Annotated in this window: 15 protein-coding genes; 1 reads left to right on the forward strand and 14 read right to left on the reverse strand. The window is 72.0% G+C overall.

Going from position 1 to position 15,015, the window contains the following annotated elements; genetic code table 11:
* The 13 genes from AB0D48_RS22960 to pdhA form a co-directional block, all read right to left on the reverse strand.
* The coding region (locus tag AB0D48_RS22960) for an FAD-binding oxidoreductase (protein WP_362399891.1) at positions 1-973 on the reverse strand (973 nt) is incomplete at its 3' end.
* Positions 973-1,509, reverse strand: coding sequence for a 1,2-phenylacetyl-CoA epoxidase subunit PaaD (gene paaD / locus AB0D48_RS22965; protein ID WP_362399893.1), 537 nt, complete (start codon positions 1,507-1,509; stop codon positions 973-975). The genes AB0D48_RS22960 and paaD, both read right to left, overlap by 1 nt.
* A complete protein-coding gene (paaC, locus tag AB0D48_RS22970; protein WP_362399896.1) occupies positions 1,503-2,369 on the reverse strand; it encodes a 1,2-phenylacetyl-CoA epoxidase subunit PaaC in 867 nt (288 codons plus the stop codon). The genes paaD and paaC overlap by 7 nt, the downstream gene beginning before the upstream one ends.
* Positions 2,370-2,381: 12 nt before the next feature.
* A complete protein-coding gene (gene paaB, locus AB0D48_RS22975; protein WP_030712015.1) occupies positions 2,382-2,708 on the reverse strand; it encodes a 1,2-phenylacetyl-CoA epoxidase subunit PaaB in 327 nt (108 codons plus the stop codon).
* On the reverse strand, positions 2,705-3,679 hold the full coding sequence (gene paaA, locus AB0D48_RS22980; RefSeq protein WP_362399900.1) for a 1,2-phenylacetyl-CoA epoxidase subunit PaaA: 975 nt from the start codon (positions 3,677-3,679) through the stop codon (positions 2,705-2,707). Before paaA ends, paaB begins: the two co-directional genes overlap by 4 nt.
* A gap of 35 nt (positions 3,680-3,714) precedes the next feature.
* Complete coding sequence (locus AB0D48_RS22985) at positions 3,715-4,560, reverse strand: enoyl-CoA hydratase-related protein (protein WP_362399903.1); 846 nt, start codon at positions 4,558-4,560, stop codon at positions 3,715-3,717.
* Positions 4,551-5,417, reverse strand: a complete 867-nt coding sequence (locus tag AB0D48_RS22990) for a 3-hydroxyacyl-CoA dehydrogenase family protein (RefSeq protein ID WP_362399906.1) — start codon at positions 5,415-5,417, stop codon at positions 4,551-4,553. The genes AB0D48_RS22985 and AB0D48_RS22990 overlap by 10 nt, the downstream gene beginning before the upstream one ends.
* Positions 5,414-6,184 (reverse strand): enoyl-CoA hydratase/isomerase family protein, encoded by a 771-nt coding sequence (locus AB0D48_RS22995; RefSeq protein ID WP_362399909.1) that lies wholly within the window; start codon positions 6,182-6,184, stop codon positions 5,414-5,416. The genes AB0D48_RS22990 and AB0D48_RS22995 overlap by 4 nt, the downstream gene beginning before the upstream one ends.
* Positions 6,181-7,362, reverse strand: a complete 1,182-nt coding sequence (locus tag AB0D48_RS23000; protein ID WP_362399912.1) for a thiolase family protein — start codon at positions 7,360-7,362, stop codon at positions 6,181-6,183. The genes AB0D48_RS22995 and AB0D48_RS23000 overlap by 4 nt, the downstream gene beginning before the upstream one ends.
* Positions 7,355-9,061, reverse strand: coding sequence for a phenylacetic acid degradation protein PaaN (paaN, locus tag AB0D48_RS23005; RefSeq protein ID WP_362399915.1), 1,707 nt, complete (start codon positions 9,059-9,061; stop codon positions 7,355-7,357). The genes AB0D48_RS23000 and paaN overlap by 8 nt, the downstream gene beginning before the upstream one ends.
* Before the next feature lie 95 nt (positions 9,062-9,156).
* A complete protein-coding gene (locus AB0D48_RS23010; RefSeq protein WP_362399918.1) occupies positions 9,157-10,578 on the reverse strand; it encodes a dihydrolipoamide acetyltransferase family protein in 1,422 nt (473 codons plus the stop codon).
* Complete coding sequence (locus AB0D48_RS23015) at positions 10,575-11,594, reverse strand: alpha-ketoacid dehydrogenase subunit beta (RefSeq protein WP_362399920.1); 1,020 nt, start codon at positions 11,592-11,594, stop codon at positions 10,575-10,577. Before AB0D48_RS23015 ends, AB0D48_RS23010 begins: the two co-directional genes overlap by 4 nt.
* A gap of 5 nt (positions 11,595-11,599) precedes the next feature.
* Positions 11,600-12,736 carry a pyruvate dehydrogenase (acetyl-transferring) E1 component subunit alpha gene (pdhA, locus tag AB0D48_RS23020; RefSeq protein ID WP_362399922.1) on the reverse strand — a complete coding sequence of 379 codons (1,137 nt, stop codon included), beginning with the start codon at positions 12,734-12,736 and terminating at the stop codon, positions 11,600-11,602.
* 150 nt (positions 12,737-12,886) lie between these two features.
* Between pdhA and AB0D48_RS23025 the strand changes: the two genes are divergently transcribed.
* Complete coding sequence (locus AB0D48_RS23025) at positions 12,887-13,357, forward strand: Lrp/AsnC family transcriptional regulator (RefSeq protein WP_362400126.1); 471 nt, start codon at positions 12,887-12,889, stop codon at positions 13,355-13,357.
* A 12-nt stretch (positions 13,358-13,369) separates the two neighbouring features.
* Here AB0D48_RS23025 and AB0D48_RS23030 read toward each other — a convergent pair whose 3' ends face one another.
* On the reverse strand, positions 13,370-15,010 hold the full coding sequence (locus tag AB0D48_RS23030) for an aldehyde dehydrogenase family protein (RefSeq protein ID WP_362400129.1): 1,641 nt from the start codon (positions 15,008-15,010) through the stop codon (positions 13,370-13,372).
* Between the last annotated feature and the right edge of the window lie 5 nt (positions 15,011-15,015).

Raw genomic sequence — 15,015 nt, forward strand, 5'->3', positions numbered from 1 at the left:
AGGCGAACGGCAGGTCGGGGCGGAGCTGTTGGGCAGCGTCGAGGACGGTCCGGTCCCGGGGGGCCGGGAACGTGGTGACCCGGCCGTCCAGGACGACGGTGACTTCGCTCGTGGTGAGGCCGATCGCCGAGACCTCGTGGCGGGCGGCGGGCGGCTCGTCATCGGCGTGGAACAGTTCCTGGTGGATTCGGTCGGCCGGGACGCCGAGCCCGGCCAGGATGGCGCTGGAGTCACGGACCATGCCGTGCGGACCGCACAGCCACCATTGGTCGACGCCGTCGGTGTCCACCAGGGCATCGAGCAGGGCGGTGAGCCGCGTCGCATCGAGGCGGCCCGTGAGCATTTCGGCCTCGCGCGGCTCGCGGGACAATACGTGAACGAGCTGGAATCGGGCCGGGTACTGGTCTTTCAGGTCCGCCAGTTCGTCCGCGAACATCACCGTATCGGTGCGCCGGTTGCCGTAGAGGAGGGTGATGCGGGATGAGCCGTCCGCGCCGAGTACGGAGGCGGCGATCGACAGCATCGGTGTGATGCCGGATCCGGCGGCGATCAGCACGTAGTGGCCGAGGCCACCGGGTTGACCGGAATCACCGGGTTGACCGGCTGCGCTGAGGTCGGGGGTGAAAGCACCGGCCGGTCCCATCACCTCAAGGGTGTCTCCCGGGCGCACACCGTGGACGAGCCAGGAAGAGAACAGCCCGCCGGGTACGACGCGGATGCCGATGCGCAGTGGTGCCCCGACGGGGGAGCAGATGGAGTAGGAGCGGCGCTCGTCGCGGCCGTCGATCTCCCGGCGCACGGTGAGGCACTGGCCGGGGAGAAACGCGAACTCCTCTGCCAGGCGGTCCGGTATCGCGAGGGTGAGCGCGGCGGCGTCGGAGCACAGCCCCTCGACCGCTGCGACGCGCACGGCGTGGAAGGCGGGACGCAGACGGGTCCGCGCCGTGCCGGGGGGACGGGAGGGGGTCGTCATCAAAGGTCCTTGAGGTGCTCGAAGGGCTCCAGGCAGGTGCCGCAGCGGCGGAGCGCCAGGCAGGCGGTTGCGGCGAACCGTGAGATCTCCTCGGTATCGACCGAGGCGCAGCGCGGGCAGGGCACATCTGAGGGGGTCGGCCCGAGGGACAGCCACACCGGCCCGGATTCGGTGAGGCGCCGGGGACCCGGTGGTGCGATGCCGTGCTCGGCGAGCTTGTGGCGGCCCTGGGATGTGATCCAGTCGGTGGTCCAGGGCGGGTCGAGCACGGTGACGACCCGGACGTCGGGAAAGCCGGCCGCCTGCAGCCGGGTGGCGGCTTCAGCCCGCATCTCGGCCACGGCGGGACAGCCGGAGTAGGTCGGGGTGAGCCGCACGACGACCGTACCGTCCTGCTCCACCTCGACGCCGCGGAGCACTCCGAGGTCGGCGAGGGTCAGCATGGGCAGTTCGGGATCGGGGATCTCGCAGGCGGTACGCCAGGCGCGGTGCGCCGCCTTTCGGCGGTGCTCGCCGGCATCCGCGAGCGTCACCATTGCGCCTGCGGGTGTGCGCGGGCGATGCTCTGGAGTTCGGTGAGGAGCGGCGCCAGGTGTTCGGTACGGTCACCGTCGCGGCCGGAGCCGGGTATGGCGGGGGCGGACGCCGGGCCGGGAGGCGGGACCTCGGAGGGGTCGAATCCCGCTCGCACCAGGACGTCCGCGAGGCGCCGCAGCGTCCGGTCGGCGACCACCGCGGACTCGGCACCCATACCAGCTGCGGTCCGGTCGGTCAGTGGTTCTCCCAGCCACGGTGCGATGTCGAGCAGGGCCGCTCCGAGGCGATTGCGGGACTCGTGGGTCCCGTCGCCGAAGCGCACGGTCCACACGGCGGCGTAGTGGCAATGGTAGGTGAGCTCCTTCACGCTCTTGGCGGCGATGGCGGCGAGCACCGGATCAGGAGCGGCGGTGAGCTCCTCGAAGACGGCCAGCCGCCAGGCGGACAACACGAGCAGCCGGGTGATCGTGAAGGCGAAGTCGCCGCCGGGCAGTTCGGCCAGCCGTAGGTTGCGGAAGTCGTCCGGACCACGGAAGTAGGCGTACGCGTCCTCGCCGCGGCCCGTACCGTCGGCCCGTCCCGTCCTGGCGTACAGCAGCCGGGCCTGGCCGAGCAGGTCGAGGCCGATGTTGGCCAGGGCGAGTTCCTCCTCCAGTTCCGGGGCGCGGGTGCACCACTCAGCGAGCCGCTGGGCGGACACCAGGGCGTCGTCGCCCAGGGCCAGACAGCAGGCGGCCAGTTCTCCGGCGTCGACGCCGTCCGGCACCCTCTGGTCGACGCCGTACAGGGGGTCGGTGAAACCGGTGCCGAACGCCCACTGCGCGTTGTCGTGGTCGACGTACAGGTCCTCGTCACTCATTGGTGGCCGCTCCTAGATGTGGGGTACGTCGTCGGGGATGTCGTAGAACGTCGGGTGCCGGTAGACCTTGTCGCCGCTGGGCGCGAAGAAGGGATCCTTCTCGGCGGGGGTGGAGGCGGCGATGGAGTCGGAGCGCACGGCCCAGACGCTCACGCCCTCGTTGCGCCGGGTGTACAGGTCGCGGGCGTGGACAAGGGCCATCGCGTCGTCGGACGCGCGCAGGGAGCCCACGTGGACATGGTTCAGGCCGCGCTTGCCCCGGACGAACACCTCGTACAGCGGCCACTCGTCCCGTATGCGGACGGGTCCGCCGGCGGGGGTCTGGTCGGTGCCGCTCATGCCGCCGCTCCTTCCCGCAGCCGGGTCGCCTGCTTGGCGGCATGGGCCGAGGCCGCCTCCCGCACCCAGGCGCCCTCCTCGTGGGCGGCCCGGCGCCGGGCGATCCGCTCGGCGTTGCAGGGACCGTCGCCGGAGACCACGCGCTTCAGCTCGTCCCAGTCGGGGGCGCCGAAGTCGTGGTGCCCGCGTTCCTCGTTCCACCGCAGGGCGGGGTCGGGCAGGGTGACGCCGAGCTTGTGGGCCTGCGGCACGGTCATGTCGACGAACCGCTGTCGCAGTTCGTCGTTGGAGTGGCGTTTGATCTTCCAGGCCATGGACCGCGCGGAGTTGGGCGAGTCGGCGTCCGGCGGGCCGAACATCATCAGCGACGGCCACCACCAGCGGTTCACCGCGTCCTGCACCATCTCCCGCTGCTCGTCGGTGCCGCGCATCATCGTCAGCAGGAGCTCGTACCCCTGCCGCTGGTGGAAGGACTCCTCCTTGCACACGCGCACCATGGCGCGCCCGTAGGGGCCGTACGACGTACGGCACAAGGGCACCTGGTTGCAGATCGCCGCGCCGTCCACCAACCAGCCGATCACGCCGACGTCGGCGAAGGTGTGGGTCGGGTAGTTGAAGATGGACGAGTACTTCTGGCGGCCGTCGATCAGACGCGCCGTCATGTCCGTGCGGTCCGCCCCGAGGGTCTCGGCCGCGGAGTAGAGGTACAGCCCGTGCCCGGCCTCGTCCTGCACCTTGGCGAAGAGGATGGCCTTGCGGCGCAGCGAGGGCGCCCGGGTGATCCACTCGCCCTCCGGCTGCATGCCGATGATCTCGGAGTGGGCATGCTGGGCGATCTGCCGGATCAGGGTGGTGCGGTAGCCGTCGGGCATCCAGTCCCGGGGCTCGATGCGCTGGTCGCGGGCGATGGTGTCCTCGAAGGTGGCCTCGGGGCCCTGGGGCCCGGATGGTGTGAGGGTGGGGGTGTTCATGGGGTGTGCGTGTCCCGTCGTACTCGGTGAGTGGGTCAGTGGCCGCGGAAGGCCGGGCTGCGGCGTTCGAGGAAGGCCGTGACGGCTTCGCGGTGGTCCTCGGTGGCGCCGAGCCGGCGCTGGATCACGGCTTCGCGCTCCAGCGCGGCCGGCAGGGGGGCGTTGGCCGCGGACCGCAGCAGTGCCTTGATCTCTCGGTGGGCGGCGGTGGGTCCGCCTGCGAGGGAGCGGGCGACGGCCAGCCCTTCAGCCGTGGCCGAGCCGTCCGCCACGACGCGGTGGACCAGGCCCCAGCGTTCGGCGTCCTGTGCGGAGAAGCGGTCTCCGAGGAGCATGAGTCCGGCGGTCCGCGAAGGGCCGAGCTGGCGGGCGAGGCCGCGGGCGACCCCCGAGTCGGAGGCCAGGCCGAGGCCGGTGAAGGCGGTCGCGAAGCGGGCTCCTTCGGCGGCGACGCGCAGATCCGCGCAGAGCGCGATGCCGAGCCCGGCTCCGACACACGCGCCCTCGACGGCCACGACGAGCGGGACCGGCAGCCCGTGCAGTTCCTTCAGCAGCGGGTTGTAGTCGTTGGGAAGGTTCGCGAAGGCCGCCTCGGGCGCGGTGTTCAGCAGCCGGGCGTGCTCCTTGAGGTCCTGGCCGACGCAGAAGTGGCTTCCACGGGCGGTGATCAGGGCCGCCCGTACACCGCGTGCGGTGTCCGTGGTCAGGCGGCGTGCCGCCATCAGGAGCGCGCTGCGCATGTGGGCGTCGAGGGCGTTGCCGCTCCCTGGGCCGCACAGTTCGATGACGGCTACGCCGTCGGTGACCTCGTAGGCGACCCCGTAAGGGGCGGGGCCGCCCGGCTCCTGGGCGTCGGTGGGCGCACCGCCGGTCACGGCCATGGATAGAACCCCTTCCCCGTCTTGCGGCCCAGCTCGCCGCGGGCGACCTTCTCCCGCAGCAATGCCGGTGGGGCGAACCGCTCCCCGAGCGTCCTGTGCAGGTGGTCGGCGATGGCCAGCCGGACGTCGAGACCCACCACGTCGGTGAGGCGCAGCGGCCCCATCGGGTGCCGGTATCCCAGGCGCATTGCCGTGTCGATGGCCTCCGGCTCGGCGACCCCCTCCTCGACCATGCGGACCGCCTCCAGGCCGAGGGCCAGGCCGAGACGGCTGCTGGCGAATCCCGGCGAGTCCTGGACGACGACCTTCTGCTTGCCCAGGGCGTGTGTCCAGCCGGCCGCCGCCGTCAGGGTCTCCCCGGTGGTGTCGGGAGTGAGGACCAGTTCGACGAGCGCGGAGACGGGCACCGGGTTGAAGAAGTGCATGCCCAGGAAGCGTCCCGGCCGCTTCAGGGCCGCCGCGAGTTCGGTGACCGGCAGCGAACTGGTGTTGGTGGCGAGTACGCACCGCTCCCCCACGGCCTGCTCGGCGGCGGCGAGCAGCCGGGCCTTGAGCGCGGCGTCCTCCGGTACCGCCTCGACGACGAGATCGGTGTCGGCGGGAAGGTCGGCGATCGAGGTCACGGCGGTGACCCGGTCCGGTACCTCACCGGTGGCGGATCCGCCGGGCCCCCCGCGCTCGGCGGCCCGCCTCAGCCCGGCGGCGATGCGGTTCAGCGCGACGGTCGCGGCCGCTTCGTCGTGTTCCACGACGACCACGGACGACCCTGCGGCCGCGAAGGACTGGGCGACACCGGTCCCCATCCGGCCGCCGCCGATCACCCCCACGACGGCGGGCGGTGCTGATGCCGAGGTCATGCCCGGCCTCCGTTCTTCTCGTTCTTCTCCAGGAATCGCGTCATGCGCTCCTCCTTGTCGCGGCCCTCGAACAGCACGGCCTGGGCGAGGTCGTCGGCCACCGGATGGGCACCCGGGGCGTCGGTGACGAGCTTGGTCAGCCGCAGGGCGAGCCCCGAGGAGCGGGCCATACGGTCCAGCAGGGCGTGTGCCTCGGTGATCAGCCGCTCGGCCGGTACGACGTCCGTGACCAGCCCACAGGCGAGCGCGGCCGGTGCGTCGAGGTTCCGCCCGGCGAGCAGGACCTGTTTGGCCACCGACTCGCCGAGCAGCTCCCGCAGCCGCCAGCAGGCCCCGGCGGCGGCGAGGATGCCCAGGCCCGGTTCGGGGTTGCCGAAGACGGCGTTCGGCCCGGCGATCCGGATGTCGCAGGCGTACGCCAGCTCGGCGCCGCCGCCCAGCGCCCAGCCGTCCACCGCGGCCACGGTGGGCATGGGCAGCCGGCGCACCCTCTCGAACAGACGGCTGTTGATTCCCTGCAGCGCCTCGTCCCGGCCACGCCTCCGCAGTTCGGCGATGTCGGCGCCGCCGGCGAAGACCCCGCCGTGCCCGGTGAGCAGCAGCAGCCTCGGCGCGCGCTCCAGGTCCTCGCACACGCGGTGCAGTTCGGCGATCATGCCGCTGCCGATGGCGTTGCGCGCCTCGGGCCGGTGCAGGGTCACGACGACCCGGTCCGGGCCCACCTCGACCCGCAGCGTCTCGTACGCCGTGTCCTCCCGCGTGCTCATACGCGCTCCACCAGCATCGCCACGCCCTGGCCGACCCCCACACACATGGTCGCCAGTCCCCGTCGAGCGTCCTCGCGTTCCATGCGTCCGAGCAGGGTGAGCAGGATGCGGGCGCCGGAGCAGCCGAGCGGGTGTCCGAGGGCGATGGCGCCGCCGTCGGCGTTGACGCGGTCCTCGTCGAGCTGCAGGCGGCGGACGACTGCCAGCGCTTGGGCGGCGAAGGCTTCGTTCACCTCGACGGCGTCCAGGTCGTCGGGCCGCCAGCCCGCCCGGCCGAGCGCCTTCAAGGTGGCCGGCACAGGCCCGAGTCCCATCAGGCGGGGCTCGACCCCGGCCGAGGCTGCTGTGACGATGCGTGCCCGGGGGGTGAGCCGGTATCGTTCGACCGCCGCCAAACTCGCGACCACGATGGCTGCGGCCCCGTCGGACAGCGGCGAGGAGTTGCCCGCGGTGATGATCCCGTCGCTGCGGAAGGACGTGCGCAGTCCGCCGAGCTTCTCCAGCGAGGTGGACGGCCGGGGCCCCTCGTCCTGGGTCACCTCGCCGTCCGCCACCCGAACCGTGACGATCTCCTCCTTGAAGCGGCCCGCCCTCTGGGCGGCCTCCGCCCGGCGGTGGCTGCGCAGCGCGAAGGTGTCCGCCTCGAGGCGGGTGATGCCGTCCAGGGCGGCGACCTCCTCGGCGGTCTCGCCCATGGACAGGGTGGTCGCGGCGGGGAAGCGCGGGTTGGTGAAGCGCCAGCCCAGGGAAGTGTCGTGGACCTCGCCGGGCCGGGCCCAGGGCGTGCCGGGCTTGGCCATCACCCAGGGGGCACGGGTCATTGACTCCACTCCGCCCGCGACGACCAGGTCGGCCTCCCCCGCACGAATCGCCTGGGCGGCCGAGGCGACGGCCGTCAGCCCGGACGCGCACAGCCGGTTGACGGTGTATCCGGGCACGGTGTCCGGCAGTCCGGCCAGCAGGACCGCCATCCGGGCCACGTCCCGGTTGTCCTCGCCCGCCTGGTTCGCGGCGCCGAGGATCACCTCGTCCACGGTGTCGGCCGGGATGCCCGAGCGCCGTACCGCCTCGCCGACCACGAGGGCGGCCAGGTCGTCGGGGCGTACGGAGGCCAGGGCGCCTCGGTGGCGGCCGAGCGGAGTGCGGGCCCCGTCGATCAGATAGACCTCGTCACGCATCGACGTGCTCCTCTGCGGGTGCGTGGCGCCGGGACTGGACGACCGAGAAGCGTCCGGTGACGAACGCCGGGTCGGTGAGGGCGGCATTGGCCGCGGGGTTGGCCGCGGTGCCGTGGAAGTCGCTGAAGGCGGCGGACTGGTTGACGAAGACCGCGCCGGTCAGGTTCTCCGACAGGTGCACGCCCGCCTCCAGCGCGGTTGCCCGTGCCGCCTCCAGCACACCCTCGTCGGTGGCGTACACGGAGGCGGTCAGCGCGCCGTGGCGCCGTACGGTGTCGTGCAGGAGACGCAGGCCGTGCGCGGTGGAGTCGGTACCGATGACGAAGGAGACCGGCCCGAACCACTCGCTGGTGTACGTCTCTTCGTCGGCCTCGGCCTCGAGCCGGGCCACCAGCGGGGAACGGACGGCCGCGTCCGGGAACTCCGGGTGGGCGAGTCGCCTCGACGGATGGGCGACACGGTCGAGTTCCGCCGCCTCCGCCACGCGATTGAGCACACCGTCGTTCACGATCGCGCCGAGGGTGGCGGCCGCACGGGCCGGGTCGCCGAGCAGCCTGTCCAGGGCGGCGCCCAGGTCGGCGGCGAACTCGTCGGCCGTACGCCGCCCCTGGTCGGTCGGGAAGCCGTCCCGGGGGACGAGGAAGTTCTGCGGGGTGGTACACATCTGGCCGCTGTAGAGCGACAGGGAGACGGCAAGGTTGCGCAGCAGCCCCGCGTAGTCGTCCGTGGAGTCCACGACGACGGTGTTGAGTCCGGACTTCTCGGTGTGGACGACGGCCTGGCGGGCGTTGGTCTCCAGCCAGTCGCCGAACTCGCTGGAGCCGGTGTAGTCCACGATGCGCACGTCGGGGTGGGTGGCCAGGGCGGGGGCGGTGCGCTCCTCGGGCTTCGACGCGGCGAGCAGTACCACATCCGGATCGAAGCCGGCCTTCGCCAGTACCTCACGGGCGATCCGCACGGTGATCGCCAGCGGCAGCACGGCACGTCGATGAGGCTTGACGACGACCGGGTTGCCGGTGACCAGACTCGCGAACAGTCCCGGATAGCCGTTCCAGGTGGGGAAGGTGTTGCAGGCGATCAGTACTCCCACACCGCGTCCCACGGTGGTGAAGGTCTTGTCCATGACGAGTGGGCCGCCCTTGCGCTGCGGCTTGCTCCAGCGGGCCGCGACCGGATGGCGGGTCTGCTCGTTCCATGCGTGGGCGACCGCTTCGAGGCCTCGGTCCTGGGCGTGCGGACCGCCGGCCTGGAACGCCATCATGAAGGGCTGGCCGGTGGTGTGCTGGACGGCGTGCGCGATCTCGAAGCTCGCCTCGTTGAGCCGGGCGAGGATCTCCGCGGCGACGCCGGCCCGGGTGTCCGGGCTCGCGGCGCGCCATGTCACCGCGGCTGACTTGGCCGTCGCAACGGCCACATCGGGCGCCAGGTACGGGTAACTGACGCCGAGCGGGAAGCCGTAGGGCGAAACCTCGGTGGCGGGGACGGTGCCGGTGGCCGGATGTCCTTCGATGAGGAAGGGGTGGCCGAGGAGGCCGCGGAAAGCGGCCTCGCCCAGCCCGGATGCCTCGGCTCCGTACGCAGAGGTGCTCGGGGTTTCCGGGTACGGCGTCCAGTAGGTGCGGTCGGCGGCACACTCCACCGCCTGGTCGAGCAGAGCCGCATGGCGGACGAAAAAGTCGGGATGCTGGTCGGTGGGCACTGAGAGCTCCTGGCCGAACGTTCGGTTGGTTGATGGGTGCGAGGCGCCCGGGCGGACGCCGGGGAAGCGGGGGAAGCGGAGGAAGCGGGGCGGGATCAGATGTCGGCGAGCAGGATCGCCGGGCGTTCCACGCAGTCGGCCACGAAGCGCAGGAACCCGCCGGCCACACCGCCGTCGCAGACCCGGTGGTCGAAGCTGAGGGAGAGCTGCATGACCTTGCGGACGGCCAGCTCGCCGTCCACCACCCACGGTTTGTCCACGAGGCGGCCCGCGCCGAGCAGTGCGGCCTCAGGGTGGTTGATGATGGGCGTGGATCCGTCGACCCCGAACACGCCGTAGTTGTTGAGGGTGAAGGTCCCGCCGGTCAGACGGTCGGGCGGCAGGGCCCCGTCACGGGCCAGCCCGGTCAACCGGGCCAGCTCGGCGGCCAGTTGCGCGGTCGTCATGCGCCGTGCGTCGCGGACGACGGGGACCACCAGGCCGCGTTCGGTCTGGGCGGCGAAGCCGAGGTGCACCTCGCTGAAGCGGACGATCTCCCGCCGTTCGGTGTCGACGGTGGAGTTCAGCTCCGGGAAGCGGTGCAGTCCGGCGACGCAGATACGGGCGAGCAGGGCCAGCAGCCCGATGCGGCGGCCGGGGTCCGCGGCCTGCATGGCCTTCCGGGCCTCAAGCAGGCCCGTCGCGTCCACGTCGACCCAGGTGGTGGCGTCGGGGATCTCGGTGCGGCTGCGGGAGAGCTTGTCCGCGACCGCGCGGCGGACGCCGCGCAGCGGGATGCGCTCGGGACCGGCCGGCGCCGGCCGGGCGTGCGGTGCGCGGTCCGCCGACGGCCGGCGATCCGGGGTGACCGGTGCGGCATCGGGGTCCGTCGCGGGCCGGCCGGCCCGCCCCACAGCCTGCTCGACATCTCGTCTGAGCACGACCCCTGCGGGACCCGAGGGCGTCAACCCGCCGAGGTCGACCCCGTGCTCCCGCGCCATCCGCCGTACGAGGGGCGATATGACCCGGGGAGCGTGCGGCCCGCCGTAGGGCGCCGCCTCGACAGCAGTGCCGCCTCCCCTCGCGGCGCCCGCGCCTCGGCGGCGGCGACGCGGTGCCGGACCGTGGCCGGTGCCGTAGCCGATCAGGACGTTGCCGGACCCCGCCTGCTCCTCCTCCCGGTATCGCTCAGCCGCAGGGTCGGCCGACGTCGAATCGACGGGAGGTGCGCCGGGAGGCGGGGCGCCCGGTCCCTCCCCCGCACCACCGGGCCGGCCGGAAGTCGGCGTACCCACCGTGATCAGCGGCTTCCCCACCTCCAGCGCCGTGCCCGCCTCCGCGTGCAGTTGTAGCACCGTCCCCGCGTACGGGACCGGTACCTCGACCGCGGCCTTGGCCGTCTCGACCTCGATGACGATCTGGTCGATCGTCACCGTGTCGCCGACCGCGACCTTCCACTCGACGATCTCGGCCTCGGTCAGCCCCTCGCCGAGATCGGGCAGCCGGAACAGCTGCTCCTGAAGCGCTGCGGTGCTCATGCGGCCGTTCCCTTCAGCAGATGCCGGGTGTCCGGCTCGTCGCCGAACTGAAGACGGTCGACGGCGTCGAGGATCCGGTCGACGCCCGGCAGATGCGCGTGCTCCAGCTTCGGCGGCGGGTACGGGATGTCGAAGCCGGCCACCCTCAGGACCGGCGCCGCCAGCGAGTGGAAACAGCGCTCCTGCACCCGTGCGGCGATCTCCGCCCCCACGCCGGCGAAGCCCTGGGCCTCCTGTACGACCAGGCAGCGCCCGGTCCGGCGTACCGATGCCGTGACCGTCTCGTCGTCGAAGGGCACCAGCGTGCGCAGGTCCACTACCTCCAGCTCGATGCCATCGGCCGCCGCCGCTTCGGCCGCGGCCAGGGCCACCGGAACCGAGGGCCCGTACGCGACGACCGTGGCGTCGCGGCCCTCCCGTCGGATCGCCGCCCGCCCGAACGGCAGTGCTCCGCGCCGCTCCAGGTCGGCTTCCTCCTTCGACCAGTACAGCTTCTTCGGCTCCAGGAAGACCACCGGGTCGGGGTCGGCCACGGCGTCCCGCAGCAGCCAGTACGCGTCCTCGGCCGTCGCCGGGGTGACGACTTTCAGGCCCGGGGTGTGTGCGTAGTACGCCTCGCTGGAGTCGCAGTGGTGCTCGACTCCCCCGATGCCGCCCGCGTAGGGGATACGGATCACCATCGGCAGCGCGAGCCGCCCCCGGGTCCGGTTGCGGAGCTTTGCGACGTGGGAGGCGATCTGTTCGAACGCCGGATAGGCGAAGGCGTCGAACTGCATCTCCACCACGGGCCGGAAGCCGCCCATCGCCATGCCGACGGCCAGTCCTACGATGCCGGCCTCGGCCAGCGGGGTGTCGAAGCATCGCTGCTCGCCGAAGTCGCGGGTCAGCCCGTCGGTGATCCGGAAGACGCCGCCGAGCGGACCGACGTCTTCGCCGAAGACGAGCACCCGCTCGTCCTCGCGCAGTGCGTCGCGCAGTGCGGTGTTCAGCGCCTGCGCCATCGTGACCTTGGCCATGGCCGTCAGTTCTCCTGGGTGTCGAGTGCGGGGGAAGCGGCGTCTTCGGCCAGCTCGGCCGCGAGCAGGGCGCGCTGTTCGCGCAGTTGCGGAGTCGGCTCGGCGTAGACGTGGTCGAAGAGCTCCAGCAGGTCGGGCACGGACTCCTCGTTCATGCCCGCGCGCAGCTCGGTCGCCAGCCTCTCCGCTTCCTCCCGCACCGCCGCGACGTCCTCGTCGGTGAGGGCGCCGCGGGCCCGCAGGTACGTCTCCAGACGGCTGACCGGGTCGGCGGCACTCCACCGTTCGACCTCCGCCTCGTCCCGGTAGCGGGTCGCGTCGTCGGCGTTGGTGTGTGCGTCCATGCGGTAGGTGTGCGCCTCGACCAGGACCGGTCCGTGCCCGGCACGGGCGTGCTCGACCGCCGCGGTCAGCACCGCCAGCACGGCGACCAGATCATTGCCGTCGACCTGTTCGGAACGCATCCCGTGTCCGATGCCCTTGTACGCGAGGGCGGGCGCCGCGGACTGCCGGGCCAGCGGCACGGAGATCGCGTACTTGTTGTTCTGGACGAAGAAGACGACTGGCGCGCGGAAGACGGCAGCGAAGTTCAGCGCCTCGTGGAAGTCCCCCTCACTGGTCGCCCCGTCCCCGACGAGGGCCATCGCCACACCGTCTCCGCCCGTGCGGCGCAACGACTCCGCCATGCCGGTGGCGTGCAGCACCTGGGTGGCCAGCGGGGTGCACTGGGGGGCGACGCGAGTGGCGACCGGGTCGTATCCGCAGTGCCAGTCGCCGCGCAGCAGCGTCAGCACCTCGAGCGGGTCGATGCCCCGGGAGACCAGGGCCACGGAGTCACGGTAGGTCGGGAACAGCCAGTCGTCCGGGCGCAGCGCGAGTACGGCTGCGATCTGGCAGGCCTCCTGGCCCCGGCTGGACGGGTAGACCGCGAGCCGCCCCTGCTTGGTGAGCGCGGTGGCCTGGGTGTCGAACCGGCGTCCCAGGACCATCCGCCGGTATGCCTCGCGCAGCGCCTCGGGCGGAGGCTCGGTGTAGTCGGCTGCGGGCTTGGCCACCGGCGTGCCGTCCTCGGCCACGAACTGCACCGGCATGAGGGACGGCAGGAGGCCCTGGACCGTCTGGCGGAGGCTCTTCACGGACATGTCGGGCACTCGCTTTCTCTGGACACTTGACGCGAGTATCGTCGCCAGTGCGGAATAAGTGTTCAAGGTTTCAGGCGAACCGGCGACGCACTGCCAAACCACGCGCTCCGGGAGGGCAAAGTGTCCGAGCAAATCTCACCGTCGGAGTCGATGGCCGGACGAACTGTCGTTCGGCTCGACGACACCGACCGGCACATCCTGGCCGGGCTCCTCGACGACGGCCGGGTGTCGATCAAGGCGCTCGCAGACAAGCTGCACATCTCACGCGCCAACGCGTACACGCGCATCAACAGGCTGATGGCCGAGGAGGTCATCACTGGCTTCAGCACGCAGCTGAATCCGCAGCGGGCCGGCCTCGGCACGAGTGCGTACGTGACGTTGACGATCGACCAGAATGCGTGGCGGGACATCTCCCGGGAACTGCGCGAGATTCCCTACGTCGAGCACGTCACCCTCGTTGCGGGTGACTTCGACGTCCTGGTGCTGGTCCGCACTCCGGACAACTCGGTGCTGCGCCAGGTCGTGCTGGAGCGCATCCAGGCGGTACCGGGAGTGCGCTCGACCCGCACCTGGCTGGTCTTCGACGAGGTGCGAGGACGCGGGACGCACTGGACCGCCTGACTGCCTGGTCACTCAGCCGTCGGCCGGGTCGGCAGCGGAACCGGCGCCCGGCGCCGGGGCCCGAGCCGACTCCGCAGCCCCGATGGAGGTCGGTGCCGGTGTCGGGGCCGCCTCCACGACAGGAGCCGGTGCCGTCCCCGCCGCATGCTGCCGAGACCGCACCACCCGGAACCGCCCGGTGACGAAATGGGCCCCCTCGGGGGGCAGGTCCGCGCCTGCCGAGGAAGGGTCCGCGGGGAAGTCGTCCGCGAGGTTCTGCACCAGATGCACCCCGGCGTCCAGTGCTGCCGTCTCGGCGACCGCCAGCACCAGCGGGTCGGTCGAATGCACCGCGGCGTACGACGCCCCGTGGCGGCCCACCGTGCGGCGGAAGAGAGCCAGACTGTGCGACGTCGAGTCGGTACCGACAAGGAACGAGACGGGCCCCGGCCACTCACGGGCGTAGATCCGTTCGTCCTGTGCCGCCAGCCGGACGAGCAGTGGGCTGCGCACATCGGCGCCCGGATGGTTCGGATGGCGCAGTGCCCCGGACGCATGGAGCACGGTGCCGCAGCGCGTGGCCTCCGCCAACCCCGCCCGCACCGTATCGCTGACGATCGCGCCCAGTAGCCTGCCTACACGTGCGGGATGCCCGAGCAGCCGGTCCACGGCCTCGCCGAGGTCGGCGCCGAAGTCCCCCAAGCTCTTGCGTCCCTCGTCGGTCGCGATGCCCGTCGTCGGCACCAGGATGTTCTGCGGTGTGGTGCGCACCGTGCCGCTGCACCGGCACAGCGAGTGGGCAAGGCCGCGCACGAGATCCCGGTAGTCGCCGGTGGAGTCGACGATCACCGTGTTCAGGCCGGTCCGGTCGACGAACGTGGCGGCCTGACGAGCGTATTCCTTCAGCCAGCCTGCGAACTGCGCCGAGCCGGTGAAGTCGACAATGCGCACCGCCGGGTCCGTGGCCAGCCTCTCGTGCAGCCGTTCCGCCGGTTTCGCCACCGCCAGGGTCACGATGTCCGGTGTGTGACCGGCCTCCGCCAGCACCTGCCGGGCAACGCGCACGGTGATGGCCATCGGCAGCACGGAACGCGGATGCGGGGCGACGATCACCGGATTGCCGGTCACCAGGCTGGCGAACAGGCCCGGGTAGCCGTTCCAGAGCGGATAGTCGGGGCAACCGATGAGCAGCGACACTCCCCGGGGCACCAGGTTGCTGGTGCCCCGCATCGCCAGCGGTTGCCCGCACCCTCGGGCACGCTCCCACCTCAGGTCCGCAGGAACGCGCTCCGACTCCGCGAAGGCAAGGGCCACAGCCCCCAGCGCACGGTCCTGGGCGCGCGGCCCGGCGGACCAGAACGCCGCCTGCGGAGGCTGCCCTGTGGTGTGATGCACCGCAAGGGCCAGCTCATGGCTGCGGGTGTTCAGCCGGCGCAGCATCTCCACGGCCAGCCCCGCGCGTCGCCGGGTCCCGGCGGCGCGCCACCCGGCCGTCGCCCGGGCGGCAGCCGCCACCAAGGCTGCGGGGTCGCATCGCGGGTACCCGATGCCCATGTCGATGCCGTACGGCGACGACTCGGTACGCACTCGGCCGAGCTCGCCGGGCTGGTCGAGATCGAAGGGCCGTCCCAGCAGGGAGCCGAAGACCTTCTTCGCTGTTCGGACCGATCGCATGCCCG

The sequence above is a fragment of the Streptomyces sp. NPDC048269 genome, assembly GCF_040652395.1.
GTDB lineage: Bacteria > Actinomycetota > Actinomycetes > Streptomycetales > Streptomycetaceae > Streptomyces.